Here is a 26248-nt window from a genome sequence, read left to right as displayed (position 1 = left end):
GGGAGGGTGCCTTTCTCGTGGTGGAGGGGCGGCCACAGGGAGGCCGTCCGCCACGGAACCTACCGCCCCGGAACCGCGGTGTAAAGCACTTCTTGCAGAAAACTGCGCAAGTCCACGGATCTTGTCGAAAAGGCCATCCGCCGCCCCGCCCTCGTCGATTCGTTCATTGGCTATGGGGTCTGACTAGGGTTTTTGTGTGCTCGGCAAGAAACCTGAGTCGTCGCCGCTCAACTTCGAGTTGACAGCTTCGGCGTCCGGATTAGACTTGAGTGCAGAACGCTCAAGCCCTCAGGGGCCGGGCGGACCACCGCTGGTTTCCAATCGAAAGAAGGAACTCCATGTCCCGTGCAGTAGGCATCGACCTGGGTACCACCAACTCCGTCGTCTCCGTCCTGGAGGGCGGCGAGCCGACCGTCATCGCCAACGCGGAGGGCGCGCGCACCACGCCGTCCGTCGTCGCGTTCTCCAAGTCGGGCGAGGTCCTCGTCGGCGAGATCGCCAAGCGCCAGGCCGTCAACAACATCGACCGCACGATCGCTTCGGTCAAGCGCCACATGGGCACCGACTGGACCGTGGAGATCGACGACAAGACGTACACGCCGCAGGAGATCTCGGCGCGCACGCTCATGAAGCTCAAGCACGACGCCGAATCGTACCTGGGCGAGAAGGTCACCGACGCCGTCATCACCGTCCCGGCGTACTTCAACGACGCCGAGCGCCAGTCCACCAAGGAGGCCGGCGAGATCGCGGGCATGAACGTGCTGCGCATCGTCAACGAGCCCACCGCCGCGGCCCTGGCCTACGGCCTGGACAAGGGCAAGGAGGACGAGCTCATCCTCGTCTTCGACCTGGGCGGCGGCACGTTCGACGTCTCCCTGCTCGAGGTCGGCAAGGACGAGGACGGCTTCTCCACGATCCAGGTCCGCGCCACCGCCGGCGACAACCGCCTCGGCGGCGACGACTGGGACCAGCGCATCGTCGACTGGCTGCTGGCCCAGGCCAAGGCGAAGGGCGCCGACCTGTCCAAGGACAAGATCGCCCTCCAGCGCCTGAAGGAGGCCGCCGAGCAGGCCAAGAAGGAGCTGTCCTCCGCGACCAGCACCAACATCTCCCTGCAGTACCTCTCCGTCACCCCGGAGGGCCCGGTCCACCTGGACGAGCACCTGTCCCGCGCCAAGTTCCAGGACCTGACCTCCGACCTGCTGGAGCGCACCAAGAAGCCGTTCCACGACGTGATCAAGGAGGCCGGCATCAAGGTCTCCGACATCGCCCACGTCATCCTCGTCGGCGGCTCGACCCGCATGCCCGCCGTCGCGGACCTCGTGGCCGAGATGTCCGGCAAGGACGCCAACAAGGGCGTGAACCCGGACGAGGTCGTCGCCGTCGGCGCCGCCCTGCAGGCCGGCGTCCTCAAGGGCGAGCGCAAGGACGTGCTGCTCATCGACGTCACCCCGCTCTCCCTCGGCATCGAGACCAAGGGCGGCGTGATGACCAAGCTCATCGAGCGCAACACGGCCATCCCGACCAAGCGCAGCGAGACCTTCACGACGGCCGACGACAACCAGCCGTCGGTGTCGATCCAGGTCTTCCAGGGCGAGCGCGAGTTCACCCGCGACAACAAGCCGCTGGGCACCTTCGAGCTGACCGGCATCGCCCCGGCCCCCCGCGGCATCCCGCAGATCGAGGTCACCTTCGACATCGACGCCAACGGCATCGTCCACGTCTCCGCGAAGGACAAGGGCACCGGCACCGAGCAGTCGATGACCATCACGGGCGGCACCGCGCTGTCCAAGGACGACATCGACCGCATGGTGCGCGAGGCCGAGGAGCACGCCTCCGAGGACAAGGCCCGCCGCGAGGCCGCCGAGACCCGCAACGCCGCCGAGCAGTCCGCCTACTCCGTGGACAAGCTCATCAAGGACAACGCGGACAAGCTGCCCGAGGAGGTCAAGACCGAGGTCCAGGCCGACGTCGACGCCCTGAAGGCGGCCCTGGAGAAGCAGGACAACGACGACGAGGTCAAGGCCGCCTACGAGAAGCTGCAGGCGTCCCAGACCAAGCTCGGCGAGGCCCTGTACTCCCAGGCGCAGGCCGACGCCTCCGCCGCCGGCGCCGAGGGCCCCTCCGGCAACGACGGCCAGGACGAGGACATCGTCGACGCCGAGGTCGTCGACGAGGACACCGACAAGAAGTAAAGGCGGTAGCGACCATGCCGCACCACGGCAACGAGGCGGAGCACGGCGAGGAGCCCATCCGCTTCACCGACAAGCGCAAGATCGACCCCGAGACGGGCGCGGTCCGCGGCGACGCGGACCCCGCCGCGGGCGCCCAGCCCTCCGGCGGGGAGCCCGACGGCGGGGCCCAGCCGGGCCAGTCCGACGGCGGCGCGCAGCCGGGGGAGCCCGGGCACGAGCCCGCCGTCGCCGGCGAGGCCCACGACTCGGGCGACGCCCTGTCCCAGGCCGAGCAGATCCTCAACGCGGCCACCCCGGGCGAGGAATCGCCGCGGGAGGCCGAGCTCCGCGAGGACCTGCTGCGCCTGCAGGCGGAGTACGTCAACTACCGCAAGCGCGTCGAGCGGGACCGCGAGGCCGTGCGCGAACTCGCGGTGCAGTCCGTGCTGGCCAGCATGCTGCCGGTCCTGGACGACCTGGACGCCGCCAAGGCGCACGGGGACCTCGAGGACGGCCCGTTCGCGGCGGTCGCCCGGAAGCTGGACGGGATCCTGTCCGGCCACGGGCTGGAGCGGATCGCGGAGGACGGGGTCGCGTTCGACCCGAACGTCCACGAGGCGCTCATGCAGCAGCCGAACCCGGAGATCCCGGCGGACCACGTCGCGCAGGTCCTGCGGGTCGGCTACCGCAAGGGCGAGCGCGTCATCCGCGCGGCCCAAGTGATCGTCTCCACCGGGGAGTAGCGCACCGGGGGGGGGGGGGCGAAAAGGACAGGACCACCCCCCTCCCCCCCCCCCCCCCCCCCCTTTTTTTGGGTTTTTCCAGGGGGGGGGGAGGGAAGGGGGGGGTCCGGGCAGCCGGTCGGGCCCCCGCCGCTCTCCACCACCACCCACCACGTTTTTCGGGAAGGAAGCGCCACCCATGGCAAGCCAGGACTGGGTCGAGAAGGACTTCTACGCGATCCTCGGCGTCTCCAAGGACGCATCCGACGCCGACATCAAGAAGGCCTACCGCAAGCTCGCGCGCCAGTACCACCCGGACACGAACCCGGGCGACGCGGTGGCCGAGCAGCGTTTCAAGGACGTCACCGAGGCGAACTCGGTCCTGTCCGACCCCGAGGAGCGCCGCCAGTACGATGCCATCCGCGCCATGGGCTCGGGGGCCCGCTTCCAGGCCGGCGGCCACGGGGCGCCCGGCGGGGCCGACTTCGAGGACATCTTCTCCAACCTCTTCGGCGGGCCGGCCGGCGGGGGCGGCTTCCAGGGCGCCCGCGGCGGCCAGGTGCCGCCCGAGTTCGCGGACCTCTTCGGAGGGGGCGGCGGCGGGGGCTTCGGGGGCTTCGGCGGCTTCCAGCAGGCCCCGCAGCGCGGCGCCGACCGGACCGCATCCACGAGCATCTCCTTCGCCGGGGCCGTGCGCGGCACGACGATCGGGCTGCGTGAGGCCAGCGGCGACGTGATCGACGTGCGGATCCCCGCCGGCATCAAGGACGGCCAGACGGTGCGCGTCAAGGGCAAGGGCCAGCGCGGTCCGGCCGGCAGCGGCGACCTGCTCGTGAAGGTCTCCGTCCAGCCGCACCCGTTCTTCCAGCGCGAGGACAACAACATCCGCATCCACGTGCCCGTGACGTTCGCGGAGGCGGCCCTCGGCGGGCAGATCGAGGTCCCCACGCTCACGGGCGAACCCGTGAAGGTCAAGGTCCCGGCCGGGTCCAGCTCCGGACGCACGCTGCGGCTCAAGGGCCGCGGCATCAAGACCGCCAAGGCCACGGGCGACCTGCTCGTCGTCCTCGACGTCGTCGTTCCCCAGAACCTCACCGCGGAGGCCGAGGAGGCCGTGAAGGCGTTCGCGGCCGCCACCGCCGGCGCGGACCCGCGCGCGGGCCTCGCCTCGAAGGCCTCGCTCTAGGCGCAACCGCCGAGGGCACACAGCGGGGCCGCGGGCGCGGCCTAGGAAGGAGGAGGCATGGCCGACCGGTTCACCCCGGTGTTCGTCATCTCCGTGGCCGCCGAGCTCGCGGAGCTGCACCCGCAGACCCTGCGCCAGTACGACCGGCTGGGGCTCGTCTCGCCGTCGCGCCAGCGCGGCAAGCAGCGCCGCTACAGCCAGCACGACGTCGACCTGCTCCGCGAGGTCCAGCGCCTCTCCCGGGACGGCGTCTCGCTCGAGGGCATCAAGCGCATCCTCAGCCTCGAGAACCAGGTCGCCGCGCTGAGGGCCCGCGTCGGCGAGCTGACGGACGAGCTGGAGGACGTGCGCCGCAGGTCCGCGGAGCTCAGCCGCGTGTTCGCGGCGGGCGCCCACGGCGACGTCGTCTCCCTCGCCCGCGGACAGCGGCCGCGGCCGCGCAGCCAGGCCGTCGTGGTCTGGCGCCCGCAGCCCTGAGCGCCGTGCCACGCCCGGCCAGCTACGCGGAGGCCAGCGCGGCCGCCCACGAGAGGCTGCGCGCCACGACGGCCGTGCGGGACGGCCTGCCGCCCCGCCACCGCTCGGGGCTCGACGGCGTCGTCCACGCGCTGTCCCCGCACTCCATGGACCGGACCATCCCGCCCCGCCGGCTGCTCTACCTGGACCTCGACGGCCGGGAGCCGCTCGCGGCCGTCGCCGTCGGCGACCTCGACACCGCCGGTCAGGTGACGTGGCAGCTCTCGGGCTCGGGCATCCGCGCGGCCACGGCGATGTGGGGGACGGCCAGGGAGGCCGGCCAGCTGCTGCTCGAACAACGGGCGGCCGGGGCGGACGACCCCGCCGTCGTCGCCTGGCTCGGCTATCCCTCGCCCGGGCTCCTGCGGGCCGTGTTCAACCACGCCGCACGCGCCGGCGTCGACCGCCTCCTCGCCGACCTCGTCGAGTTCGCCCGGCTGCGCCCCGACGGCCCGCGCACGGCGCTGGAGGCGCACTCGTACGGGGCCACGCTCGCCGCCCACGCCCTCGAGCGGCTCGCCGCGCGGGACGCCCCGCCGGGTCCGCGCATCGACGCGCTGACGACCACCGGCTCCGCGGGCATGCCGCGGCGCCTGGCCGCCGACCCCGTCCGGCTGGGCCTGGCCGGCACGGCCCTGCAGGAGGGCGTGGCGGCCGGGGACTGGCTGGCCCGCGCGGGCCGGCTCCTCAGCGGACGGACCCTCTCGCCGGGGGAGCGGATGCCGGTCGGCGCCCTCCCCGAACTCGGCCTGCTCCCCGTGACCGGACACAACACGTCCCGCTTCGTGCCGACCGCGACCCGCCCGCGGCACGGGTACCGGGACCCCGGGACGCTGTCGCTGCGCAACCTCGCCCGCACCACGACGGGCCTGCCGCCGCTGGGCCGGGCGTGACGGGACGCCCTAGACTCCTGCCATGAGCGCACACGCGATCCCGCCGGCGTCCTTCGCGCCCGCGGGGCACCGCTGGGTCCTGACCTATCGGCTGGACCTGCCCGTGAACCGGTGGGACGCCTGGATGGCCGTCACCACCCGCGACGGGCTGAAGGCCTGGTTCCCGGCCACGGTCGTCGGCGAGTGGTCGCCCGGCCGGGCCCTCGAGTTCACGTTCCCCGAGGAGCCGGACGCCGAGGCCATGAGCGGCGAGGTCGTCTCCGTGGAGACCGGCCACGAACTCGTGTTCACGTGGGAGACGGACTCCCTGCGGCTCGCCCTCGAGGAGCACGACTCCGGCACCCGGCTGGTGTTCGCGGCGTCGATCGACTCGCAGGGGCGCGGCGCGCGCGACGGCGCCGGCTGGCACGCCTGCCTCGCGCACCTCGCCGAGTCCCTCGGCGGGTGCGTCGAGGAGGCGGACAAGGACTGGGTCTCCCTCTGGAGCCTCTACCGGGAGGAGTTCGGGCCGGAAGGGTCGACGGCGCTGCCCCCGCGCGAGCCCTGAGCCGGTCCCGGCCCGCGTGCGGGCGCCCGTCCGTGCGCCACGCCGGCCCTCACCAGGGAGACACAGGTCGTCTCGTGGGTCCCGCCGCCTAGACCCGGCGGTACGCGAGGTCGAACACGAGCCGCCCGGCCTTGCCGGCCTTGCGCTCGAAGCTGGTCAGGATCCGGCCCTCGAACCGGGGCGCCCACCCGCCGTCGGGGTCCGAGAACCCCGGCTCCGGGTCGTGCCCCTCGAGTCCGCCGCGCCGGACCGCCGCCAGCGGACTGTCGGCGCCGGCCCGACCGCCCGGGTTCAGGTTCACGAAGTGCTCCGAGCCTTCGAGGACCCGCCGCATCTGCTCGGCGTAGCTGGACCAGTCCGTGGCCAGGCGCCACGTGCCGCCGGGCGCGAGGGCGCGGGCCGCCTGTTCCGCGAACGACTCGTTGACGAGGCGCCGCTTGTGGTGCCGCTTCTTGTGCCAGGGGTCGGGGAAGAACACCCACAACTCGTCGACCGATCCGGCCGGCAGGGCGTCCAGGGCCTCCGGGGCGTTGGCCTGGACCGCGCGCACGTTCCCCAGGCCCCGCTGCTCGATGCGCAGCATCAGCTGCGCCAGCCCGGGACGGTAGACCTCCAGGGCCAGGAAGTTGCGCTCGGGCCGCTCGGCGGCCGCGTGGGCGACGGCCTCGCCGAGCCCGGATCCGATCTCCACCGTCAGCGGGGCGCGGCGCCCGAAGGCGGCCTCGGCGTCGAGCACGTAGTCGGGGTCCACGGACGTCTCCCCGCGCCCGCGCGGCACGTCCACGATGAACCGCTCGGCCTGGCGTTCCCACGCCTCCAGCCGGCGCCCCTGCAGCCGGGACCCGCGGCGCACGAAGGACACGGGCCGCGTGCGGTAGTAGCGGGGGTCGTCGACGGCGAGGCCGCGCTGCGGCGGCTTGTGGTGGGGGTCGACGGCGGGGACGCCGGGGCCGGCGGCGCCCGCGGCCGGCAGGCCCGCGTCCGGGGTGTCGGGGACGTCCGCGGCGGGCACGTCCGCGGGGTGGTTCTCTCCAGTGCTCACCGCACCAAGGGTACCGCCCGCCCCCACGTCTGGCCGGGGGCCGTCCGCGCGGCCACAATGGGGACCATGAATGCCGCGCTCGCCGCCGTCCTCAACGTCATCTGGCTCGTCTTCGGGGGCATCTGGCTTGCCCTGGGCTATGCGCTCGCCGGGGTGGTCTGCTGCCTGCTGGTGGTGACGATCCCGTTCGGGATCGCGTCCTTCCGGATCGCGAACTACGCGCTGTGGCCGTTCGGCCGCACGCTCGTGGACCGGCGGGACGGCGGTGGGGCGTGGTCGACCCTCGGGAACGTCATCTGGATCGTCGTGGCCGGCTGGTGGATCGCCCTGGGCCACGTCCTCACCGCGATTCCGATGTTCGTGAGCATCGTCGGCATCCCGCTCGGGATCGCCAACCTCAAACTCATCCCCGTCTCGCTGGTCCCGCTCGGCCGGGAGATCGTTCCGTCGACCACCCGGATGCCGCTCGGACCGCCCGCCCGCTAGCGCCCCGGCCGCCGCGCCCGGCGGCCCCAGGAAAGGACCGACCCATGCGCGACATCATCAACTGCCTCTGGTTCGACGGCCGCGGCCAGGAGGCGGCCGAGTTCTACACGTCGGTGTTCCCGGATTCCCGGATCACGGGCAGCACCCCCGGAGGGCCGCGCTCGAGAGGGCCGCGGCCGGCTAGGCCTGGCCCGGCTTCCCACCCGCTGCCGCCGGGCCGGCCGGACCCGCCCGGGCCGTTTGCTGCCGCCCGACCCGCCGCCCCGCGCCGGTCTTCCCCTGCCCGGGACCGCCCGCATATCACCTTGGCAAACCAAAGTTGAGTGGAATAAACTCAACTTAGATGCGTTGAATACGGTAAACGCGTGAGCGTCCCAACCCGAAGGGAGACCCGGTGGACTTCAACCTCACCACCAAGAGCCAAGAGGCGGTGTCGGCCGCGTCGATGAACGCGTCGACCGCCGGCAACCCGCAGATCGAGCCCGCCCACCTGCTCAAGGCGCTCATGGACACGCGCGAATCGATCGCGGTCCAGCTCCTCAAGGCCGCCGGGGCGGACCCCGACGTCGTCTCCGTGGCGGCCAGCGCCGCGATCAAGGCCCTTCCCGCCTCCTCGGGAACGTCCGTATCCCAGGCGCAGGCGTCGCGGCAGCTGCTGCAGGTGTTCAACGCGGCGAAGCAGGAGGCCGAGGCGCTCGGCGACACGCACGTCTCCACGGAGCACCTGCTGCTCGGCCTCGCCGCCGACCCCGGCCAGGCCGGGGCCGCGCTGCGGGACGCGGGCTCCACCGTGGAGGCGCTGCGCGCCGCCCTGCCGGGCCTCCGCGGCGGCCGCCGCGTCGACTCCGCGGACCCCGAGGGCACGTTCCAGGCGCTGGAGAAGTACGGCACCGACCTGACCGCGATCGCGCGCTCCGGCAAGCTCGACCCGGTCATCGGCCGGGACGCGGAGATCCGCCGCGTGGTCCAGGTCCTGTCCCGGCGCACGAAGAACAACCCCGTGCTCATCGGCGAGCCCGGGGTCGGCAAGACCGCCGTCGTCGAGGGCCTGGCGCAGCGCATCGTGGACAACGACGTCCCGGAGTCGCTGCGCGGCAAGACGCTCGTCGCCCTGGACCTCGGCGCCATGGTGGCCGGCGCGAAGTACCGCGGCGAGTTCGAGGAGCGGCTCAAGGCCGTGCTGGAGGAGATCAAGGCCTCCGACGGGCAGATCGTCACGTTCATCGACGAGCTGCACACGGTCGTCGGCGCCGGCGCCTCCGAGGGCGCCATGGATGCCGGGAACATGCTCAAGCCCATGCTGGCCCGCGGGGAGCTGCGGCTCATCGGCGCCACCACGCTGGACGAGTACCGCGAGAACGTCGAGAAGGACCCCGCCCTGGAGCGCCGCTTCCAGCAGGTCTACGTCGGCGAGCCCAGCGTCGAGGACACCATCGGGATCCTGCGCGGCCTCAAGGAGCGCTACTCCGCCCACCACAAGGTGGACATCTCCGACTCCGCGCTGGTCGCGGCCGCGTCCCTCTCGAACCGCTACATCACGGGTCGGCAGTTGCCGGACAAGGCGATCGACCTGGTCGACGAGGCGGCCTCCCGCCTGCGCATGGAACTGGACTCGAACCCCATCGAGCTCGACGAGCTGGAGCGTGGCATCCGCCGCCTCGAGATGGAGGAGATGGCCCTCTCCAAGGAGACCGACGAGGCCTCCGCCGAACGGCTCCGCACGCTCCGCCAGACCCTGGCCGACCGGCGCGAGGAGTACGGCGCCCTGAAGGCGCGGTGGGACGCGGAGAAGGGCGGCCTCAACGAATTGGGCGAGATCACTGCGGAGATCGACCGGCTCCGCTCGGAGGCGGAACGGCTCCAGCGCGAGGGCGACCTCGCGGGCGCGTCGGTCATCCTCTACCGGGACCTGCCCGCCCTGGAGCAGCGCCGGGAGGCGGCCCAGCGCGCGGAGGACGAGGGGCGCGACACGGAGCGACTCGTCTCCCGCGAGGTCGGCGCCGACGACATCGCGGAGGTCGTCTCGGCGTGGACGGGCATCCCGGCCGGGCGCATGCTCGCCGGGGAAACCGAGAAGCTGCTGGAGATGGAGTCGTTCCTCGGCCGCCGGCTGATCGGCCAGTCCCGCGCAGTCGCCTCGGTCTCGGACGCCGTCCGCCGCGCCCGCGCCGGGGTCTCGGACCCCGACCGGCCCACGGGGTCCTTCCTGTTCCTCGGACCCACCGGCGTCGGCAAGACCGAGCTGGCCAAGGCGCTCGCCGACTTCCTCTTCGACGACGAGCGCGCCATGGTCCGCATCGACATGTCGGAGTACTCCGAGAAGCACGCCGTCGCCCGCCTGGTGGGGGCGCCCCCCGGCTACGTCGGCTACGAGGAGGGCGGCCAGCTGACCGAGGCCGTGCGCCGCCGCCCCTACTCGGTGGTCCTGCTCGACGAGGTCGAGAAGGCGCACCCGGAGGCGTTCGACATCCTCCTGCAGGTCCTCGACGACGGGAGGCTGACCGACGGCCAGGGCCGGACCGTGGACTTCCGCAACACGATCCTCGTCCTCACGTCCAACCTGGGCTCGCAGTTCCTCGTGGACGCGTCGCTCGACGAGGGCGCCAAGCGCGAGGCCGTGATGGCCGCCGTCCGCGCCTCCTTCAAGCCGGAGTTCCTCAACCGGCTGGACGACGTCATCGTGTTCGACCCGCTGTCCCTGGACGAGCTCGGCCGGATCGTCGACCTGCAGGTCGACGCGCTGGCGCGGCGGCTGTCGGGCCGCCGGCTCACCCTGGACGTCACGGAGGCCGCCCGCGAATGGCTCGCACTGGCCGGCTACGACCCGGCGTTCGGCGCCCGTCCGCTGCGCCGGCTCGTGCAGCGGGAGATCGGCGACCGGCTCGCCCGCGGGCTGCTCGCCGGGGAGATCGCCGACGGCGACACCGTGCGGGTCGACGCCGCGGGGGAGGGGGCCGGACTCAGCGTCGCGCGGGCCCAGGGGACCGCGGCCAGGGCATAGCCCCGCGGCGGGGATGGCGACGGCGGCGCCGCCATCGCCATCCCCTAGGCCCTGGGTGGCCCCGCACCGCGGGCTACGTCCCGGACTGGGACAGCAGCGAGCCGGTGGAGGTCCCCTCGGCCAGGACGAGGAAGCACTCGACGGTGCGGTCGCCCGCGGCCCAGGTGCCCTTGGACGGGCGGCTGAACTGGTACACCCAGGAGCCGACCAGCGCCGCGGCAGGGTCCAGCTCGATCGCCTTGCACGCCTCCTCGGCCTTCTCGGTCGTGCGCTCGTCGCCGGGGTAGGGGGTGTCGGGGAGCGTGGCCGTCCCGATGTACTGGGCGGTGTGGGGGGTCCGGCAGGTGACGATCGTCGCCGTGCCCAGCGGGCCCTCGAAGTCGGTGAGGCAGTCGCCGACCCGGGCCTGCGACGCGGGGGCGTCGCGGGCGATGATGCCGTCGATGCCGGGGGACTCGTTGCGGGGCACGGCGGCCGGCGCCGGGGCGTTGGCGGAACTCAGCTGGAACACCTTGCCCGCTCCGTAGACGAGCAGCAGGACCGTGACGATGGCGATCACCACCACCCAGGCCGTGGAGAGGCCGAACCAGCGGCGCTCCTGCGTCTCCGCGGGACGGGCGGGCTGGTATGGCGAGGGGTCCGGGGGCGCCGGAGGTTCCACTGCGGCTCCTGCGGTCAACGGGCGGCGGATATCACCCCCAACTCTAGCCGTCCGGGGGCTCCGCCCGACGACGAACGGGTGCGAATCATGTTAACCTAGAAATACGAAAGAACTGATCACATATTCCGGGGCCTCTTCCTGTGGGAAGACCACCTCCGGATCGACCGGATAAAGGGGGTCACGCCATGGGGCGCGGCCGTCAGAAGGCAAAAGCGACGCGGCAGGCCAGGGATATGAAGTACTATTCCCCGGCCACTGATTTGTCTGCCCTGGAACGCGAGCTGGGCGGGGGAGGACGCACCGACGTCCCGACGCGCAGCGAAGAGTCGTACGACGAGTACGACGACTATGCGGACAAGTACACCGTCCACGATGAGGACGACGGGGAAGGCCGCCGGCGGATCGGCTGACCGCCGCCGCCGAGCACCCCGTGGAGCAGTCGGCCCTTCCCGATCCTCCGGCCTTTCCTGACCATTCGGTCGCGAACGCCCACCGGGCGGCCATCCGCTCCATCGAGCGGATCGTCGACGACACGGTACCCCCGCAGGATCCCGCCACCGCCCGTGGCGGGATCCTCTCCATGGTGCGGGGCGGATCGGTCCTCCTCCTGACCGGGGCGGGCGTCTCCACCGACTCCGGCATCCCCGACTACCGCGGCCCGAACGGCTCCCTGCGCCGGCACCGCCCGATGACGTACCAGGAGTTCCGCCACGACCCGGCGGCCCGCCACCGGTACTGGGCGCGCAGCTACGTCGGGTGGCGCCACATGGCCGTCTCCGAGCCCAACGCCGCCCACCACGCCCTCGTGGAGCTCGAACACCTCGGCCTCGTCTCCGGGGTCGTGACCCAGAACGTCGACGGCCTGCACGCCCGGGCCGGCTCCACGGCCGTCGTGCCGCTGCACGGCGACCTGGATCTGGTGCGCTGCCTCGCGTGCGGGGCCACCGAGCCCCGGGCGTCCCTCGACGGGCGCCTCGCCGCCGCCAACCCCGGCTACATCGAACGGATCGAACTCGACCCCTCGCTGGTGAACCCCGACGGCGACGTCACCCTGGATGAGGCCGCCGTGGGCGACTTCCGCATGGTCGGTTGCCTGGCCTGCGGCAGCGTCGAGCTCAAGCCCGACGTCGTCTACTTCGGCGAGAACATCCCGCCCGACCGCCGCCGCCGCGTCGCCGAACTGCAGGAGTCGTCGCGCAGCCTGCTCGTCGTCGGCTCGAGCCTCGCGGTGATGAGCGGGTACCGGCTCGTCCTGGACGCGGTGAAGCGCGGACACGAGGTCGGGATCGTCAACGGCGGGCCCACCCGCGGCGACGCCCGCGCGACCTGGCGCTGGCGGACCCGCGTGGCCCCCGCGCTGCGCGAACTGCTCGACCTGCTCTAGCCGGGGCCGGGGCCGAGCGGCCAGGCGCCGAGGACCTCCCGGAACCGGGCGTCCCCGCCCGGGCGCATGTCCACGAGCGCCACCTCGCGCACGCGCAGCGCGCCCCCGGCGTGCAGCCGGCCCGCGGTGTGCGTGATGTGCGGGCGGTAGCCGCCGAGCGTGTGCCGGCGGCCCGGAACGTGGATGTCCGGACCGAGGGCCGCCAGCGCGTCGGCGTGCAGGGCCGCCAGCCCGGACCCGGCGTCGACCAGGCTGACCGGGACCGATCCGTCGCGCCCGAACCCGGCGTCCTCGCCCACGCGCGCGGTGAACGGGGCGTGGCGCGCGGCCACGGCGGCCAGGGCCCCCGCGACGGGGGCCACGGGTCCGGCGGCGTCGAAACGGAGCAGTGTCGCGTGCAGCGGCCACTCGTGGCGCCCGAAGACGTGCCCGGGCGGAAGGGGGTCCACAAACACGACGGCGACGTACACTCCCATCCGCCCAGTGTGGCAGAGGGGGCGCACGCCGCCGCGCGGTCGTGGGCCGGGGCCCTACGAGGCGTAGGCCCCCGCCATGAGGACGGCGCCGCCGTCGACGCCCTTGGCGCCCTGCACGAAGTCGGCGCCGGCGCCGGCGGCCTCGTCCGTGACGCGGCCGATGGTGCCCATGGCCCAGGCGGGGACGTTGCGCTCGGCCAGGCGGGCCAGCGCCGCGTCCGCGGCGGACGGGTCGACGACGGCGACCATGCCGACGCCCAGGTTCAGGGTGCGCTCCAAGTCCGCCTGCGGGACGCCGCCCAGCTCGGCCACGAGCTTGAAGACGGCGGGCAGCTCCCACGTGGAGCGGTCCACGGTGGCCATGAGGCCCTGCGGCAGTACGCGGGCCAGGTTCGCGGCCAGACCGCCGCCGGTGACGTGGCTGAAGCCGTGCAGCGGCGCGGCGTCCCCGCCGTTGAGCCCGCGGACCAGGTCCAGGCAGTCGGCGGAGTAGATCCGCGTGGGCTCCAGGAGCTCCTCGCCGAGGGTGCGCCCCAGCTCGGACACCTCGCGGTCCAGCGCCCATCCGGCGTGGTGGATCACGCGGCGGACCAGCGAGTACCCGTTGGAGTGGATGCCGGAGGAGGCCATCGCGATGACGACGTCGCCGTCGCGCACGCGCTCGGGGCCGAGCAGGCCGTCGGCCTCGACGACGCCCGTGGCGGCGCCGGCGACGTCGTACTCGTGCTCGCCCAGGAGGCCCGGGTGCTCGGCGGTCTCCCCGCCGACCAGCGCGGTGCCGGCCAGGCGGCAGCCCTCGGCGATGCCGCGCACGATGTCCGCGATGCGCTCCGGGACCACCTTGCCGCAGGCGATGTAGTCCGTCATGAACAGCGGCTCGGCGCCGACGACGACGATGTCGTCCACCACCATGCCCACGAGGTCGTGGCCGATGGTGTGGTGGATGTCCATGGCCTGGGCGATGGCCACCTTCGTGCCGACCCCGTCCGTGGACGTGGCCAGCAGGGGCTTGCGGTAGGACAGCAGGCGGGAGGCGTCGTAGAGGCCGGCGAAGCCGCCGACTCCGCCGAGCACGGAGTCGTTGTGGGTCGCCTTGATGGCGCCCTTCATCAGCTCGACGGCGCGGTCGCCGGCCTCGACGTCGACCCCGGCGGAGGCGTAGGTGATTCCGGCGGGCTCGGGCGTGGGGGAGGTCGTCACGGGGCGGCTTCCTTCGGTCAGGCCTTTTTGGCGGCGGACAGGGAGGTCTTGTCTTGCGGCAGGAGCGAGGACTCGAACTCCGCGTCCGGGCCCGGGTCGCAACCGCCCTCCGGCTCCTCCTCCGCGGGGTTGGTGCGCTCGAGGAGGTTCTTGCCGAGGCGGTCGCTGGCCGGCAGCTCGATCGGGTACGTGCCGGTGAAGCAGGCCGTGCACAGGCGCTCGCGCGGCTGCTGCGTCGCCTCGATCATCCCGTCCTCGGAGATGTAGGCCAGCGAGTCGGCGCCGATCGACGTCGTGATCTCCTGGATCGTGGCGCCGTTGGCGATCAGCTCGGCCCGGGAGGCGAAGTCGATCCCGTAGAAGCAGGGCCACTTGATGGGCGGGGAGGAGATCTTGACGTGGATCTCGGCCGCGCCGGCCTCGCGCAGCATGCGAACGATGGCGCGCTGGGTGTTGCCGCGCACGATCGAGTCGTCGACGACGACGACGCGCTTGCCCCGGATGACGGGCTCGAGCGCGTTGAGCTTGAGCTTGATGCCCAGCTGGCGCAGCGACTGCGACGGCTGGATGAAGGTCCGGCCCACGTAGGCGTTCTTGACGAAGCCGTGCGCGAACGGGATCCCGGACTCCTCGGCGTAGCCGATCGCCGCGGGCGTGCCGGACTCGGGGACCGGGATCACCAGGTCCGCGTCGGCGCGGTTCTCGCGGGCGAGCCGGCGGCCCATCTCGACGCGGGACTCGTAGACGGACCGGCCGTTGATGGCGGCATCCGGGCGGGCCAGGTACACGTACTCGAAGACGCAGCCGGCGGGGGTGGCGGGGCCGAAGCGCTGCGAGCGGATGCCCTCCTCGTCGATCGCGATGAATTCCCCGGGCTCGATTTCGCGGATGAAGCTCGCGCCGACCGTCGCCAGGGCCGGCTGCTCGGAGGCGACCACCCAGCCGCGCTCGAGCCGGCCCAGCACGAGCGGGCGGACGCCGTGCGGATCCCGGGCCGCGTAGAGCGTGCCCTCGCTCATGAACACGAACGAGAACGCGCCGCGCAGCTTCGGCAGCAGGCCCAGCGCCGTCTCCTCGAGGCCCTGGCCCTCCTCGCCGCGCAGCAGCGCCGTGACGAGGGCGGTGTCCGTGGTGTTGCCCTGGGCGAGCTCGCCGCGGAACTTGGTGCCCTGCTCCTCCACGACCATGTCCATCAGCTCGGCGCTGTTGATCAGGTTGCCGTTGTGGGCCAGGGCGACCGTGCCCTCGCTGGTGGCGCCGAGGGTGGGCTGGGCGTTGGCCCAGTGGCTCGCGCCGGTGGTGGAGTAGCGGCAGTGGCCGACGGCGAGGTGGCCCGTCATCGAGTTCAGCGTGTTCTCGTCGAACACCTGCGAGACCAGGCCCATGTCCTTGTAGACGTTGATGCGCGAGCCGTCGGAGGTCGCGATGCCCGCGGACTCCTGGCCGCGGTGCTGGATGGCGTAGAGCCCGTAGTACGCCAGCTTGGCGACGTCCTCGCCGGGTGCCCAGACACCGAAGACCCCGCACTCGTCCTGCGGGCCCTTCTCGTCGGGAAGTAGATCGTGGGAAAGCTTGCCGTCGCCTCGCGCCATGTGCCCCATTCTCGCATGGCGGGCCCGTGCGCCGGGACTCGTGTGGCCCGCGCTACGTCGGGAGGAGTGGACGGCTAGCGCGGATCCGTGCCGCGCGGCCCGCGGCCTTCGTCCTCCGGGCGGTCGGCGCCGCCCTTGTCCTCCGGGCGTTCGCCGCCGTCGTCGTCCACGGGGACCGCGGTGCCGCGCCGCCCGGACCCGCGCAGCGTGGCGCGGTTCACGACGAGGAACACGATGCTGGCCAGCAACAGGCCCGCCAGGCCGTAGAACACGGCGAGGAACCCGAACACCGTCCCGGGGGTGAACTCGGGGGAGGGGGCCGCCGTGTAGGCCGACACCAGGGCCAGGACCAGGCCCGCCGCGACGCCGACGGTCGCGAACGCCGCGTACTTCGGGGCGCGCCGGACGGTCACGGGCACGCCGGCGCGGGGGGTGTTCTCGTCGGGGGAAGGCATGCGTTAAAGGGTACCGAAGAGCGGCAGGTGCCCGGACAGGTCGGCGCGCTGCCCGGACGCGGACACGGCGCCGGAGGAGACGGCGGCCTCCCACGCCGCGTCCCCGGTGGCCAGGGCCAGCCACGTCGCGGCGTCCATCTCCACGACGTTGGGCGGCGTGCCGCGGGTGTGACGGGGCCCGGGGATGCACTGGGCGACGCCGAAGGGGGGAACCCGCACCTCCACCGAGTTGCCCTCCGCCGACGCCGCCAATTCCTCGAGCGCGTAGCGGACCGCCATCGCCACGACGGGCCGGGGCAGGCCAGGCCGCCCGTCCGGACCCGCCTGGAGCCATCGGCGGACCGCGGCGTCGCCCGCGTCGGCGGGGATGCGTCGCCGGATGCCCATGCCCGGCCCCCTAGTCCAGCAGCGCCACGACGGGCGCCGCGAGCCGGATGCGCCCCACGGGCCGGCCGCCGCCGAGGACCGGCCGGGCGAGCCGCTCCAGGACGGGCGCGAGCCGCTCGACGTCGATGGCCCCGGCCGCGGCCAGCAGGGTCAGCCCCACGAGCGTCGACGCGCGGCCCCGGCCGTCGAGCATCTTCAGCGCGCAGGCGGTTCCGTCCGGCGCGCCGAGGACCAGGACGCCCTCCGCGCCGAGCTTGGCGAGCACGCCCAGCTCCTCCATCACCACGGTGTTGTCCCGGCCCGCGCCCTGCACCGCCCACGGGTGGTCCAGCATCGCCGTCGCGACGCCGGCGGCCGCGGCCTCCGCGTCCCGCCGGCCCGGGGCGGCGGCCAGGCGCGACACCGCGCGGGCCAGCCCGCGCAGGGGCAGCGCCGGGACGGGCGCTCCGCAACCGTCCGTCGCGGTGTGGACGAGCGGGGTGCCGGCGTACTCCTCGACGGTCTCGGCGACGGCCCGCTGCACGGGGTGCCCCGGGTCCAGGTACGTGCCCGGGTCCCAGCCGGAGGCCACGCAGGCGGCGAGGAAGGCCGCGTGCTTGCCCGAGCAGTTGAACGCGAGCCTGGACTTGCCGGCGCCGGATCGGATGGCCTCGATGCGGGCGGCCTCGTCGCCCGGCCACGCCTCGGGGCACTGGAGGTCGGCCTCGGACAGCCCGGCAGCGGCCAGGATCCCGGCCGCCGTGTCCCGGTGCCGGGCCGTGCCCGTGTGGCTTCCGCAGGCGAGCGCCGTCTGGGGAGCGTCCAGCGGCGCCCCGGAGCGGACCGACGCGAGTGCCTGGAACGGCTTGAGGGCCGAGCGCGGCAGGACGGGCGCGTCGGGGTCGCCGAGGGCGGCCACCTGCGTGCCGTCGGGGGAGACGACGACGGCGGAGCCGGCGTGCCGGGACTCGACGAAGCCGTTGCGCTCGACGACGGCCAGCTCGGCCGCCCTCGCCGACGTGAAGGTCTCGGGCACGGCGGCTAGCCCGCGGAGAGGACGGCGACGAGGAAGTCGGAGCCGTCGGCGAAGGGGCGCAGGTCCCAGGTGGACAGGAGCAGGTCCTCGCGCAGGCCGGCGGCCCGCGCGTCGGCCCGGAAGTCCCCGAATTCGTAGCCGCGGCCGGAGCCGAAGCCCGTCACCACGCGCCCCTCCGGGGCCAGGTGCGCGCGGAAGCGCTCGAGCACCTGCCCGCCGGTGCCGGGGGCCAGGAACGCCATGACGTTCCCGGCGCAGACGATCGCGTCGAACCGCTGGCCGAGGTCCAGCTCCGTGAGGTCGCCCGCGCGCCAGTCGCAGTCGGGGTGGTCGGCGCGGGCCGCGTCGATGAGCACGGGGTCGACGTCGACGCCCACCACCGTGTGGCCGCGCCGGGCCAGCTCGCCGCCCACGCGGCCGGGGCCGCAGCCGGCGTCCAGGACCCGGCTGCCGCGCGGCAGCATGGCGTCGATCAGACGGGCCTCGCCGTGCAGGTCCGCGCCCTCGGCCCGCAGCTGGGCGAACCGGTCGATGTACCAGGCCGAGTGGGAGGGGTTGCGGCGCACCTGCGCCTCCCAGAGCGTTTCCTTGCGCATGCGCCCAGCCTACGACGCCGTCGGCCGTCACGCCCTGCGCCGTCCGGGGGCGGGCCGGTAGGGTGGGGCACCGTGAAGGTTCTCGTCATCGGCCCCGGCGGCCGCGAACACGCCATCGTCAAGGCCCTCAAGGCCGATCCGCACGTCAGGGAGGTCCACTGCGCGCCCGGCAACGCCGGCATCGCGGCGGACGCCCAGGTCCACCCCGTGGACGCCCAGGACCCGGGCGCCGTCGTCGACCTGGCCCGCGGGCTGGCGGCGGACCTCGTCGTCGTCGGTCCGGAGGCGCCGCTCGCCGCCGGCGTCGCCGACGCCCTCGCGGCCGCCGGGATCCCGGTCTTCGGCCCCAGCCAGGCGGCCGCCCGCCTCGAGGCGTCCAAGGCGTTCGCGAAGGAGGTCATGGCGGAGGCCGGCGTGCCCACGGCCATGGCGCGCGTCGCGACGAACGCCGAGGAGGCCGCCGCCGCGCTGGACGCGTTCGGCGCGCCCTACGTCGTCAAGGACGACGGCCTGGCCGCCGGCAAGGGCGTCGTCGTCACGGACGACCGCGCGGCCGCCCTCGACCACGCGGCGGCCTGCTTCGCCGCCGGCGGCACCGTGGTCATCGAGGAGTTCCTCGACGGCCCCGAGGTCTCCCTGTTCGTCATCTCCGACGGGCAGCGGGCGGTCCCGCTCGCCCCGGCCCAGGACTTCAAGCGCATCTTCGACGGCGACGAGGGCCCGAACACCGGCGGCATGGGCGCCTACACCCCGCTGCCGTGGCTCCCCGCCGGGTTCGTCGACGACGTCATGGAGCGCGTGGCGCTGCCGACCATCCGCGAGATGGACCGGCGCGGCACCCCGTTCGTCGGCGTCCTCTACTGCGGCCTGGCCGTGACGTCCCGCGGCCTGCGGGTCATCGAGTTCAATGCGCGCTTCGGCGACCCGGAGACCCAGGCCGTCCTGGCCCGCCTCAAGACCCCGCTCGGGGGGATCCTCCTGAACGCGGCGACCGGCCGGCTCGACGACGCCGAGCAGCTGCGCTGGCGGCCCGAGACGGCCGTCGACGTCGTCATGGCCGCCGCCCACTACCCGGACACGCCCCGCAAGGGCGACGCGATCACCGGACTCGATGCCGCGGAGGCCCTGGAGGGCGTCTCCGTCCTGCACGCCGGGACCGCGGCCGACGGCGACGCCGTCGTCACCAACGGCGGGAGGGTGCTCGCCGTGGTCGGCCTCGGCGCGGACCTCGCCGCCGCGCGCGAGCGCGCCTACGCCGGCGTCGCGGAGATCTCCTGGGAGGGCGCGCAGCACCGCACCGACATCGCGCTCAAGGCCGCCCAAGGCGCCGTTGCCGTGCCCGGGGGAGCCCACTGATGGCCGGGTACGCGGCGGACGCCCCCTCCCTGCCCGGCTGGGACCACGTCTACTCGGGCAAGGTCCGCGACCTCTACGTGCCCGCCGGGGCGGCGCACGCCGACGCCGACCGAGTCCTCGTGGTCGCCTCGGACCGGATCAGCGCCTACGACCACGTCCTGGCCACGGAGATCCCCGACAAGGGCAAGGTCCTGACGCAGCTGAGCCTGTGGTGGTTCGAGCAGCTCGGCTCCATCCCCAACCACGTCCTCTCCACCGACGTCCCCACGGCCGTGGCCGGGCGGGCCATGGTGTGCCGGAAGCTGGACATGTTCCCGATCGAGTGCATCGCCCGCGGCTACCTGACCGGGTCCGGGCTCGCCGAGTACCGGGAGTCCGGCACCGTGTGCTCGCTGCCGCTGCCCGACGGGCTCGTGGACGGCTCCCGGCTGGAGCCGGCGCTGTTCACGCCCTCCGCCAAGGCCGAGGTCGGCGAGCACGACGAGAACATCACCTACGGCGAGGTCGTTGGGCGGATCGGCGGGGACCACGCCGACACCCTGCGCCGGCTGACGCTCGAGCTCTACACGCGGGCCGAGGAGATCGCCCGGGGCCGCGGCATCATCCTGGCGGACACGAAGGTCGAGTTCGGGATCGATCCGGCCACCGGCGCCACCACGCTGGGCGACGAGGTCCTGACGCCGGACTCCTCCCGGTTCTGGGACGCGGCGGACTACGCGCCGGGCAGGTCGCAGGCCTCGTTCGACAAGCAATTCGTCCGCGACTGGCTCACCGGCGCCGAGTCGGGATGGGACCGCGCCTCGGGCGCGGAGCCCCCGGCGCTGCCGCAGGAGATCGTCGAGCGGACGCGCGCCCGCTACGTCGAGGCGTACGAGCGGCTGACCGGCCGGCCCTTCGCGGCGTAGCGCCCCGCGCCCGGGTCAGCGCTTGGCGGCCCGCACTTCCGTGGCCAGTTCGATCGCCAGGGACGCGCGGTCCGGGGCCCCGGCCGCCGCGAACGTCTGCTGCGCCCGGGCCAGCGTCTCCAGGGCCTCGTCGGGCTTGCCCGTCGCGAGCAGGCAGCGGGCCGCGAGCAGGTCCAGCTCGCCCTGCTGGTGCCGGGAGAGGGCCTCGCGGTCCTCCTGGACGGGAACGAGATGCTCGAGGGCGCGGGCGGGCTCCCCGTTGAGGTGGAGCCACCGGGCGCGGATGAGCTGGACCTCGAGGTTCTCGGAGTGGATGCCGCCGATGACGCCGAGCGCGAGCTCGGCCTTCTCGATGCACTCGAGGGTCTCCGGCTCCACGACGCCGGCCGCGAGGCGCATGTTGGCGCTGGCGCGGTGGAACCGGGCCCACAGTTCGATGTCGCTGGCCGGGAGGAGGCGCTGGGCGGCCAGGCGGTGGTGCTCGAGCCCGGCCGCGATGTCCTGGCGCTTGAAGGCCACGTTGCCGATGGCCCAGTGGGCGTTGCCGGCCGTCTGGCTCGGCGCCCCGGAGGCGACGGCCTCGGCGAGCGTCTCGCAGGTCCGCCACGCCTCGTCCAGCTGCCCCGACTCCGCCAGCGAGCCGATGAGCGCGAACAGCGCGCCGATGTAGATGAGCGACTCGGCCGGCAGCTCCCGGCCCAGCTCGACGGCGGTCAGGGCGTGGTCCACCGCGACGTGGAGCTTCCCGAGGGCCAGGTAGGCGTTGGCGACCAGCGTCTCGGCCCGCACCTTCAGGGCCAACGACTCGTCCGTCAGGGGATGGGAGAGGACCTCCTCGGCCGCCGCCCGGTATTCGTCGTAGCGGCCCTGGTCCCGCAGGGACTCGGCGCGCAGGAACATCATGTTCCACCAGGCGCTCGAGTTCTTCAGGCGCAGCGCGACCGTGGCCGCCTCCATCGCCGTGGCCTCCGCGTCGCTGTACTCGCGCGCGGTGTAGGACTGGCGGGCCCGGTGCTCGAGCAGCACGAACTCCGCCTCGTCGGCCGAGACCGGCGTGTTCCAGGACTCCATGACCTCGCGGTCGAGGTCCAGGCGCCCCGAGAGCTCCGTGATGATCTCGGCCGTGGGTTCCCGGCTGCCGGTCTCCAGGAGCGAGATGTAGCTCGTCGAGTAGCGTCCCGCCCCCAGCTGGGCCTGTGTCATCTTGTGCTGGAGCCTGGCCTGCCGGAGCTTTTCGCCGAATTTGATCCCCAATGCATCCCCTTCGTCGTGAGGCCCCGCCCGTTCCCCAGGACCCGCATTCGCGGACCCCTTGACGCCGGAGCTAGGTACTAATTTACTGTGTGTGTGAAGTGGTTCGCCACTTCCCCCGTACGATCCACCCCCCAAGGAGCATCATGAGGAAGTTCATCGCAGCACTTGCTGCCACCGCGGCATTGAGCGGTGCGGCGGTCCTGGCAGTCGGGGACTGGCCCCATGTCGGAGACTGGCCGCACGGTGGCACCGCCGTGGGCGACTGGCCGCATCAGGTCGTCGCCGTGGGCGACTGGCCACACTAGGCACCAGGCACCAGAAAGGGCGCCCCGGCCGACCGGCCGGGGCGCCCTTTCGTGTCCGTCGGTCCGCCCTACGGGCGGGCGGTGAGCGTCAGCAGCACGGCCTCGGGCGGACAGGCGATGCGGATCGGCGCGAAGCGGGACGTGCCGATGCCCGCGGAGACGTTGAGGGGGATCTCCCGCCCCCGGTGGCTCCACACCGTCAGGCCGCGCGCCCGCCACACCGGCAGGTCGCAGTTGCTCACGAGCGCCCCCACTCCCGGCACGCAGACCTGGCCCCCGTGCGTATGCCCGGCGAGGACCAGGTCCGCGCCGGCATCGGTGAACACGTCCAGGACGCGCTGGTACGGCGCGTGGGTCAGGGCGAGGCGCACGCTCGGCGCGGACGTCACGGAGCCCGAGGGCCAGCCGGTGAAGTGGTCGCGGCCCAGGTGCGGGTCGTCGACGCCGGAGAGGTCCACGCGCACGCCGTTCACGGGCAGCGACTGGTGGCGGTTGGCCAGGTTGATCCAGCCCACGGAGCCGAAGGCCCGGTGCATGTCGCGCCACGGCAGCTCCTCGAAGCCGTCCTCGTCCGGCGTGGACGAGGGGCCGGCCAGGTACCGGAAGGGGTTCTTCGGGCGCGGCGCGTAGTAGCAGTTCGAGCCGGGCACGAAGGCCCCGGGGAAGCGGGAGAGCGGCTTCAGCGCATCCAACAGGTCCGGCAGGGCGTTGCGGTGGCTGAGGTTGTCGCCGGTGTTGACCACGAGGTCCGGCTGCAGGTCGGCGAGGGACCGCAGCCAGCGCCGCTTCGCCTCCTGGCCCGGCACCATGTGGATGTCGGACAGGTGCAGCACGGTCAGCGGGCCGAACCCCGGGGGCAGGACCGGAACGGTCTCGTGCCGGAGGCGGAACGAGTTGCGCTCCAGGAGGCCGTACCCCGCCGTGAGGGCCCCGGCCGCCGCCAGTGTGCCGGCGCCGAGCGCCGCAGTCCCGGCCGCGGCCGCCACGGCCGCGCCCATCCGCTTGAACCGGTCCATGCTAGTTGTTCCCGCCCCCCGAGCCGGGGCCGCCCGGCCTCTCGTCGCTGTTCCCGTTGCCGCGGCCGCTGTTGCCGCCGGCGTCGGCCGTCGTCTCCTCGGCCGCCTCCGCGGACTCCTCTGCGGCCTCCTCCCGCGCCTCGCGGGACTCTTCGGCGGCCTCGGTGTCCCGCGTCGTCGGCGCGGCCTGGGCCTCCTCGTCGCCCGCGGGCGTCGGGGAGGGCCGGGCGGCTTCCGCGGCCGACGGGGAGCTGCTGTCCGAGGACTGCTCCGGCGCCGGCTGCGGGGCGGGCCGCGAGTCGGGCTGGCCGAAGTCCTCGGCCGGGTAGTACTGCAGGATGTCCTGCGCGTAGTTCGTCCACATGGGGCCCGCGAAGGTCATCGAGTCCGCGTAGTCGTAGTACTGGCCCTTGATGGTCTCGCCGAAGATGGTCTCCGTGCTCTGGCCGCCGCGGCCGACCCACGCGGCGGTGGAGACGCCGGTGGTGTAGCCGACGAACCACGTCGAGGACGCGCCGTTGTTCGTGCCGGTCTTGCCGGCGATCGGCATGTCGATCGTGCCCTTGGCGATGCGCTCCTCGGCGATGCGGGTCAGCGTTCCGTTGAGGTTCTTCACGTGCTCGGGCTCGAGCACCTGCTGGCAGTCCTGCTCCGGCACCTGGTACTTGTTGCCCGAGTTGTCCGTCACGGACACCAGGGCCCGGGGGGCGCAGAATTCGCCGTTGTTCGCGAAGGCCGCGAAGGCGGCGGCCTGCGACAGGGGCGTCACGGTCTCGGTGCCCAGGACGAAGGACGGGTTCGCGGGGCTCTGTGGCTCGCCGTCGATCCCGCTGACCAGGCCCAGGTCGTTGGCGTTCTTCGCGATCTGGCACAGGTCCAGCTGGGCGGCCTCGGCGACGGTGGCCGTATTGACGGACCAGTAGAGCCCGTAGTCCACGGTCATCTGCTTGCGCATGTTGTCGATCGAGTTCCCGACCTCCCACTGGCCGTCTTCGGTGTAGGTGCGCGTGGAGCCGCCCTTGAGGCAGGATGCCTGCCACCGGTAGGAGTCCGGGTAGCTGGCGCGGGAGGCGTCGACCCTGTCCCACATGTTCCGGCCGGCCTGGAGCCAGGCCAGCGTCGTGAAGGGCTTCATCGTCGAGCCGGTCTGGTAGCCGCCGACGCCGCCCATGGCCCGGGAGACGTTGAAGTTGTAGACGGTGTAGGACGTGCCGTCCTGCGGGCTGTACTTCTTGTTCTGCGCCATGGCCAGGATCCTGCCCGTGCCCGGCTCAACCGAGACGATCGAGCTGCCCAGATCCGACTCGTCGTCCGCCGGGATCATCGCGGCGGTCTCCTTCTCCGCCTCCTTCTGCAGGCGCGGGTCCAGCGTGGTCTCGATGGTCAGGCCGCCGCGGTACAGGAGGCGCTCGCGGTCCTCGGGGGTCTCGCCGAAGGCCGGATCTGCCATGATCAGGTGCTGCACGTAGCTGCAGAAGTACTGCGCCGTGGGGGCCGCGACGCAGCCGGACCTGACCTCCTTCGGGTTCAGGCCGAGGCCGGTCTCCACGTACTTCTTGTACTCGGCGTCCGTGATGGCCCCGGTCCGCTTCATCGCCGCGAGCACGGTGTTGCGCCGCTCGAGCGTGAGCTCCGGGTTGGTCAGCGGGTTGAACGCGTTCGGACGCTGGACCATCCCGGCGAGCATGGCCGCCTGCGGGGCGGTCAGCTGCGACGCCGGCACCGAGAAGTAGCGCTGGGCGGCGGCCTCGACGCCGTAGGTCGTGCCGGAGAAGAGAACGATGTTGAGGTAGCCCTGGAGGACCTCCTCCTTGCTCATCTGCTTCTCGACCGAGATCGCGAGCTTGGCCTCGCGCAGCTTGTCGCCGATGTTCTTCGTGCCCGAGTAGGTGATCTCGTCCTTGGACACGCCGTTGAGGAAGTCCGCGTTGATCAACATGTTGTTGACGTACTGCTGCGTCAGCGTGGACGCGCCCTGCGTCGTCGAACTCGTCAGGTTGTGCGCGGCCGCGCGGGCGATGCCGCGGATGTCGACGCCGTTGTGCTCCCAGAAGCGCTCGTCCTCGATGGCGACGATGGCGTCCTGCATCGGCTTCGAGATCTTGTCGAGCGTGACCGGGATGCGGTTCTCGGCGTAGAACGTCGCCAGCGTCGTGCCGTCCTTGGCGACGATGCGCGACGGCACGGAGAGCGGCTCCTTCTCGAGTTCGGCGGGAAGCGCCTCGAAGAACTCGATGCCGGCGGACGCGCCCGACCCGGCGACGGCGGCCGCGGGCACGAGCATGCCCGCGGCAAGGACGCCGCAGACCGCGCTCACTCCAAAGAACGAGACGATCTTCCCGAGCGTCGTTGCCGTGTCAAAGAACGGGGACTTACGAGCAGCCATATGAACCAGTCTACCGGCGAGGGGCTAACCTACAGACATGACCAAATGGGAGTACGCGACCTTGCCCCTGATCATCCATGCCACGAAGCAGATCCTCGACCAGTGGGGCGACGACGGGTGGGAACTCGTCACCGTCATCCCCGGTCCCGACGGCAACGCCCCCGTCGCGTACCTGAAACGCCCCAAGCAGTAGCGCCACAGAACGGAGAACCCGTGGACCACCAGTCCGTTTCCGCAGTCGAGCGCCGACTGGCCGACCTCGGCCTCGAGCTCCCCCCGGTCGCCGCCCCCGTGGCGGCGTACGTCCCCGCCACGGTCAGCGGGAACCACGTCTACACGTCCGGGCAGCTCCCCTTCATTCAGGGCGAACTCCCAGCCACCGGCAAAGTCGGGGCGTCGGTGTCGGCCGAGGACGCCCAGAAGCTGGCCGCCACGTGCGCGGTGAACGCCCTCGCCGCCGTCAAGGAGGCCATCGGCGACCTCGACCGCATCACGCGCATCGTCAAGGTCGTCGGTTTCGTCGCCTCCGACCCCGGTTTCACGGGCCAGCCGGGCGTCGTCAACGGGGCCTCCGAACTGCTGGGCCAGGTGCTCGGCGAGGCCGGCGTGCACTCGCGCTCCGCCGTCGGCGTCGCCGTGCTGCCGCTGGACGCCCCGGTCGAAGTTGAGCTCGTCGCCGAGTTCTCCTAGCCC

Annotated in this window: 28 protein-coding genes; 16 read left to right on the top strand and 12 right to left on the bottom strand. The window is 72.9% G+C overall.

From position 1 onward, the window contains the following. Positions 1–338: 338 nt before the first annotated feature. The 6 genes from dnaK (at position 339) to AC1Q5D_RS00485 (ending at position 6038) form a co-directional block, all read left to right on the top strand. A complete protein-coding gene (gene dnaK / locus AC1Q5D_RS00510; RefSeq protein WP_481736597.1) occupies positions 339–2195 on the top strand; it encodes a molecular chaperone DnaK in 1857 nt (618 codons plus the stop codon). A gap of 14 nt (positions 2196–2209) precedes the next feature. Further along, the gene (locus AC1Q5D_RS00505; protein WP_481736596.1) at positions 2210–2917 is read left to right on the top strand and encodes a nucleotide exchange factor GrpE; all 708 of its coding nucleotides are present in this window, start codon (positions 2210–2212) and stop codon (positions 2915–2917) included. A gap of 178 nt (positions 2918–3095) precedes the next feature. Continuing rightward, complete coding sequence (locus tag AC1Q5D_RS00500; protein ID WP_481736595.1) at positions 3096–4082, top strand: DnaJ C-terminal domain-containing protein; 987 nt, start codon at positions 3096–3098, stop codon at positions 4080–4082. A gap of 57 nt (positions 4083–4139) precedes the next feature. Then, positions 4140–4559 (top strand): heat shock protein transcriptional repressor HspR, encoded by a 420-nt coding sequence (locus AC1Q5D_RS00495; RefSeq protein ID WP_481736594.1) that lies wholly within the window; start codon positions 4140–4142, stop codon positions 4557–4559. Between the two features lie 5 nt (positions 4560–4564). Beyond that, on the top strand, positions 4565–5491 hold the full coding sequence (locus tag AC1Q5D_RS00490) for an alpha/beta hydrolase (RefSeq protein WP_481736593.1): 927 nt from the start codon (positions 4565–4567) through the stop codon (positions 5489–5491). A gap of 22 nt (positions 5492–5513) precedes the next feature. Beyond that, complete coding sequence (locus tag AC1Q5D_RS00485; RefSeq protein WP_481736592.1) at positions 5514–6038, top strand: SRPBCC domain-containing protein; 525 nt, start codon at positions 5514–5516, stop codon at positions 6036–6038. 88 nt (positions 6039–6126) lie between these two features. Here the strand turns inward: AC1Q5D_RS00485 and trmB are convergent, their stop codons facing one another. Next, positions 6127–6900 (bottom strand): tRNA (guanosine(46)-N7)-methyltransferase TrmB, encoded by a 774-nt coding sequence (gene trmB / locus AC1Q5D_RS00480; protein WP_481736787.1) that lies wholly within the window; start codon positions 6898–6900, stop codon positions 6127–6129. A gap of 246 nt (positions 6901–7146) precedes the next feature. On the opposite strand from trmB, the gene AC1Q5D_RS00475 reads away from it, so the two are divergent. The 3 genes from AC1Q5D_RS00475 to clpB all read left to right on the top strand — a co-directional run bounded on the left by AC1Q5D_RS00475 (position 7147) and on the right by clpB (position 10567). Further along, positions 7147–7566: a YccF domain-containing protein gene (locus AC1Q5D_RS00475; RefSeq protein ID WP_481736591.1), complete on the top strand. Its 420-nt coding sequence runs from the start codon at positions 7147–7149 to the stop codon at positions 7564–7566. A gap of 44 nt (positions 7567–7610) precedes the next feature. Continuing rightward, entirely contained in the window at positions 7611–7889 is a 279-nt protein-coding gene (locus AC1Q5D_RS00470; RefSeq protein ID WP_481736590.1) for a VOC family protein, read from the top strand. Positions 7890–7960: 71 nt separating this feature from the next. Next, on the top strand, positions 7961–10567 hold the full coding sequence (gene clpB / locus AC1Q5D_RS00465; protein WP_481736589.1) for an ATP-dependent chaperone ClpB: 2607 nt from the start codon (positions 7961–7963) through the stop codon (positions 10565–10567). Between the two features lie 73 nt (positions 10568–10640). Here clpB and AC1Q5D_RS00460 read toward each other — a convergent pair whose 3' ends face one another. Then, positions 10641–11228: a septum formation family protein gene (locus AC1Q5D_RS00460; protein WP_481736588.1), complete on the bottom strand. Its 588-nt coding sequence runs from the start codon at positions 11226–11228 to the stop codon at positions 10641–10643. 185 nt (positions 11229–11413) lie between these two features. On the opposite strand from AC1Q5D_RS00460, the gene AC1Q5D_RS00455 reads away from it, so the two are divergent. Both AC1Q5D_RS00455 and AC1Q5D_RS00450 read left to right on the top strand, forming a co-directional pair. Continuing rightward, entirely contained in the window at positions 11414–11638 is a 225-nt protein-coding gene (locus AC1Q5D_RS00455) for a DUF3073 domain-containing protein (RefSeq protein ID WP_481736587.1), read from the top strand. Positions 11639–11658: 20 nt separating this feature from the next. Beyond that, the gene (locus AC1Q5D_RS00450; RefSeq protein WP_481736586.1) at positions 11659–12612 is read left to right on the top strand and encodes a Sir2 family NAD-dependent protein deacetylase; all 954 of its coding nucleotides are present in this window, start codon (positions 11659–11661) and stop codon (positions 12610–12612) included. Here the strand turns inward: AC1Q5D_RS00450 and AC1Q5D_RS00445 are convergent. The 7 genes from AC1Q5D_RS00445 to AC1Q5D_RS00415 all read right to left on the bottom strand — a co-directional run bounded on the left by AC1Q5D_RS00445 (position 12609) and on the right by AC1Q5D_RS00415 (position 18333). Continuing rightward, positions 12609–13088 carry a 2'-5' RNA ligase family protein gene (locus AC1Q5D_RS00445; RefSeq protein ID WP_481736585.1) on the bottom strand — a complete coding sequence of 160 codons (480 nt, stop codon included), beginning with the start codon at positions 13086–13088 and terminating at the stop codon, positions 12609–12611. The genes AC1Q5D_RS00450 and AC1Q5D_RS00445 overlap by 4 nt on opposite strands. A gap of 54 nt (positions 13089–13142) precedes the next feature. Continuing rightward, positions 13143–14288, bottom strand: coding sequence for a phosphoribosylformylglycinamidine cyclo-ligase (purM, locus tag AC1Q5D_RS00440; protein WP_481736584.1), 1146 nt, complete (start codon positions 14286–14288; stop codon positions 13143–13145). Between the two features lie 17 nt (positions 14289–14305). Continuing rightward, entirely contained in the window at positions 14306–15880 is a 1575-nt protein-coding gene (gene purF, locus AC1Q5D_RS00435) for an amidophosphoribosyltransferase (RefSeq protein WP_481736583.1), read from the bottom strand. Positions 15881–15954: 74 nt separating this feature from the next. Then, a complete protein-coding gene (locus tag AC1Q5D_RS00430; RefSeq protein ID WP_481736582.1) occupies positions 15955–16335 on the bottom strand; it encodes a hypothetical protein in 381 nt (126 codons plus the stop codon). Positions 16336–16338: 3 nt separating this feature from the next. After that, entirely contained in the window at positions 16339–16722 is a 384-nt protein-coding gene (locus AC1Q5D_RS00425) for a sterol carrier family protein (protein ID WP_481736581.1), read from the bottom strand. Between the two features lie 10 nt (positions 16723–16732). Continuing rightward, the gene (locus AC1Q5D_RS00420) at positions 16733–17737 is read right to left on the bottom strand and encodes an asparaginase (RefSeq protein ID WP_481736580.1); all 1005 of its coding nucleotides are present in this window, start codon (positions 17735–17737) and stop codon (positions 16733–16735) included. Between the two features lie 5 nt (positions 17738–17742). Beyond that, the gene (locus AC1Q5D_RS00415) at positions 17743–18333 is read right to left on the bottom strand and encodes a class I SAM-dependent methyltransferase (RefSeq protein ID WP_481736579.1); all 591 of its coding nucleotides are present in this window, start codon (positions 18331–18333) and stop codon (positions 17743–17745) included. 72 nt (positions 18334–18405) lie between these two features. On the opposite strand from AC1Q5D_RS00415, the gene purD reads away from it, so the two are divergent. Both purD and AC1Q5D_RS00405 read left to right on the top strand, forming a co-directional pair. Next, complete coding sequence (gene purD / locus AC1Q5D_RS00410; protein ID WP_481736578.1) at positions 18406–19689, top strand: phosphoribosylamine--glycine ligase; 1284 nt, start codon at positions 18406–18408, stop codon at positions 19687–19689. Continuing rightward, entirely contained in the window at positions 19689–20594 is a 906-nt protein-coding gene (locus AC1Q5D_RS00405; RefSeq protein WP_481736577.1) for a phosphoribosylaminoimidazolesuccinocarboxamide synthase, read from the top strand. The genes purD and AC1Q5D_RS00405 overlap by 1 nt, the downstream gene beginning before the upstream one ends. Positions 20595–20609: 15 nt before the next feature. On the opposite strand, the gene AC1Q5D_RS00400 is transcribed toward AC1Q5D_RS00405, so the two are convergent. Then, positions 20610–21848 carry a helix-turn-helix domain-containing protein gene (locus AC1Q5D_RS00400; protein WP_481736576.1) on the bottom strand — a complete coding sequence of 413 codons (1239 nt, stop codon included), beginning with the start codon at positions 21846–21848 and terminating at the stop codon, positions 20610–20612. Positions 21849–21991: 143 nt separating this feature from the next. On the opposite strand from AC1Q5D_RS00400, the gene AC1Q5D_RS00395 reads away from it, so the two are divergent. Next, positions 21992–22153, top strand: a complete 162-nt coding sequence (locus AC1Q5D_RS00395) for a hypothetical protein (RefSeq protein ID WP_481736575.1) — start codon at positions 21992–21994, stop codon at positions 22151–22153. Between the two features lie 68 nt (positions 22154–22221). Here AC1Q5D_RS00395 and AC1Q5D_RS00390 read toward each other — a convergent pair whose 3' ends face one another. Together AC1Q5D_RS00390 and AC1Q5D_RS00385 are read right to left on the bottom strand one after the other, a co-directional pair. Further along, positions 22222–23169 (bottom strand): metallophosphoesterase, encoded by a 948-nt coding sequence (locus AC1Q5D_RS00390; RefSeq protein ID WP_481736574.1) that lies wholly within the window; start codon positions 23167–23169, stop codon positions 22222–22224. Position 23170: 1 nt separating this feature from the next. Beyond that, positions 23171–25555 carry a transglycosylase domain-containing protein gene (locus tag AC1Q5D_RS00385; protein WP_481736573.1) on the bottom strand — a complete coding sequence of 795 codons (2385 nt, stop codon included), beginning with the start codon at positions 25553–25555 and terminating at the stop codon, positions 23171–23173. Between the two features lie 37 nt (positions 25556–25592). On the opposite strand from AC1Q5D_RS00385, the gene sp36 reads away from it, so the two are divergent. Continuing rightward, complete coding sequence (gene sp36, locus AC1Q5D_RS00380; protein WP_481736572.1) at positions 25593–25748, top strand: Sp36 family protein; 156 nt, start codon at positions 25593–25595, stop codon at positions 25746–25748. Positions 25749–25768: 20 nt separating this feature from the next. Then, the gene (locus tag AC1Q5D_RS00375) at positions 25769–26245 is read left to right on the top strand and encodes a RidA family protein (RefSeq protein ID WP_481736571.1); all 477 of its coding nucleotides are present in this window, start codon (positions 25769–25771) and stop codon (positions 26243–26245) included. The last annotated feature ends 3 nt before the right edge of the window (positions 26246–26248 follow it).

This window comes from Arthrobacter paludis, assembly GCF_056782315.1.
The sequence above is the reverse complement of the archived record's forward strand: the minus strand, read 5'-3'. Positions and strand labels throughout refer to the sequence as shown.

Coding starts and splice junctions, on each gene's coding strand:
- dnaK (WP_481736597.1), top strand. CDS start 339: ATGTCCCGTGCAGTAGGCATCGACCTGGGTACCACCAACTCCGTCGTC.
- AC1Q5D_RS00505 (WP_481736596.1), top strand. CDS start 2,210: ATGCCGCACCACGGCAACGAGGCGGAGCACGGCGAGGAGCCCATCCGC.
- AC1Q5D_RS00500 (WP_481736595.1), top strand. CDS start 3,096: ATGGCAAGCCAGGACTGGGTCGAGAAGGACTTCTACGCGATCCTCGGC.
- AC1Q5D_RS00495 (WP_481736594.1), top strand. CDS start 4,140: ATGGCCGACCGGTTCACCCCGGTGTTCGTCATCTCCGTGGCCGCCGAG.
- AC1Q5D_RS00485 (WP_481736592.1), top strand. CDS start 5,514: ATGAGCGCACACGCGATCCCGCCGGCGTCCTTCGCGCCCGCGGGGCAC.
- AC1Q5D_RS00475 (WP_481736591.1), top strand. CDS start 7,147: ATGAATGCCGCGCTCGCCGCCGTCCTCAACGTCATCTGGCTCGTCTTC.
- AC1Q5D_RS00470 (WP_481736590.1), top strand. CDS start 7,611: ATGCGCGACATCATCAACTGCCTCTGGTTCGACGGCCGCGGCCAGGAG.
- AC1Q5D_RS00455 (WP_481736587.1), top strand. CDS start 11,414: ATGGGGCGCGGCCGTCAGAAGGCAAAAGCGACGCGGCAGGCCAGGGAT.
- AC1Q5D_RS00445 (WP_481736585.1), bottom strand. CDS start 13,088: ATGGGAGTGTACGTCGCCGTCGTGTTTGTGGACCCCCTTCCGCCCGGG.
- purF (WP_481736583.1), bottom strand. CDS start 15,880: ATGGCGCGAGGCGACGGCAAGCTTTCCCACGATCTACTTCCCGACGAG.
- AC1Q5D_RS00430 (WP_481736582.1), bottom strand. CDS start 16,335: ATGCCTTCCCCCGACGAGAACACCCCCCGCGCCGGCGTGCCCGTGACC.
- AC1Q5D_RS00425 (WP_481736581.1), bottom strand. CDS start 16,722: ATGGGCATCCGGCGACGCATCCCCGCCGACGCGGGCGACGCCGCGGTC.
- AC1Q5D_RS00415 (WP_481736579.1), bottom strand. CDS start 18,333: ATGCGCAAGGAAACGCTCTGGGAGGCGCAGGTGCGCCGCAACCCCTCC.
- AC1Q5D_RS00405 (WP_481736577.1), top strand. CDS start 19,689: ATGGCCGGGTACGCGGCGGACGCCCCCTCCCTGCCCGGCTGGGACCAC.
- AC1Q5D_RS00395 (WP_481736575.1), top strand. CDS start 21,992: ATGAGGAAGTTCATCGCAGCACTTGCTGCCACCGCGGCATTGAGCGGT.
- AC1Q5D_RS00390 (WP_481736574.1), bottom strand. CDS start 23,169: ATGGACCGGTTCAAGCGGATGGGCGCGGCCGTGGCGGCCGCGGCCGGG.
- AC1Q5D_RS00385 (WP_481736573.1), bottom strand. CDS start 25,555: ATGGCTGCTCGTAAGTCCCCGTTCTTTGACACGGCAACGACGCTCGGG.
- sp36 (WP_481736572.1), top strand. CDS start 25,593: ATGACCAAATGGGAGTACGCGACCTTGCCCCTGATCATCCATGCCACG.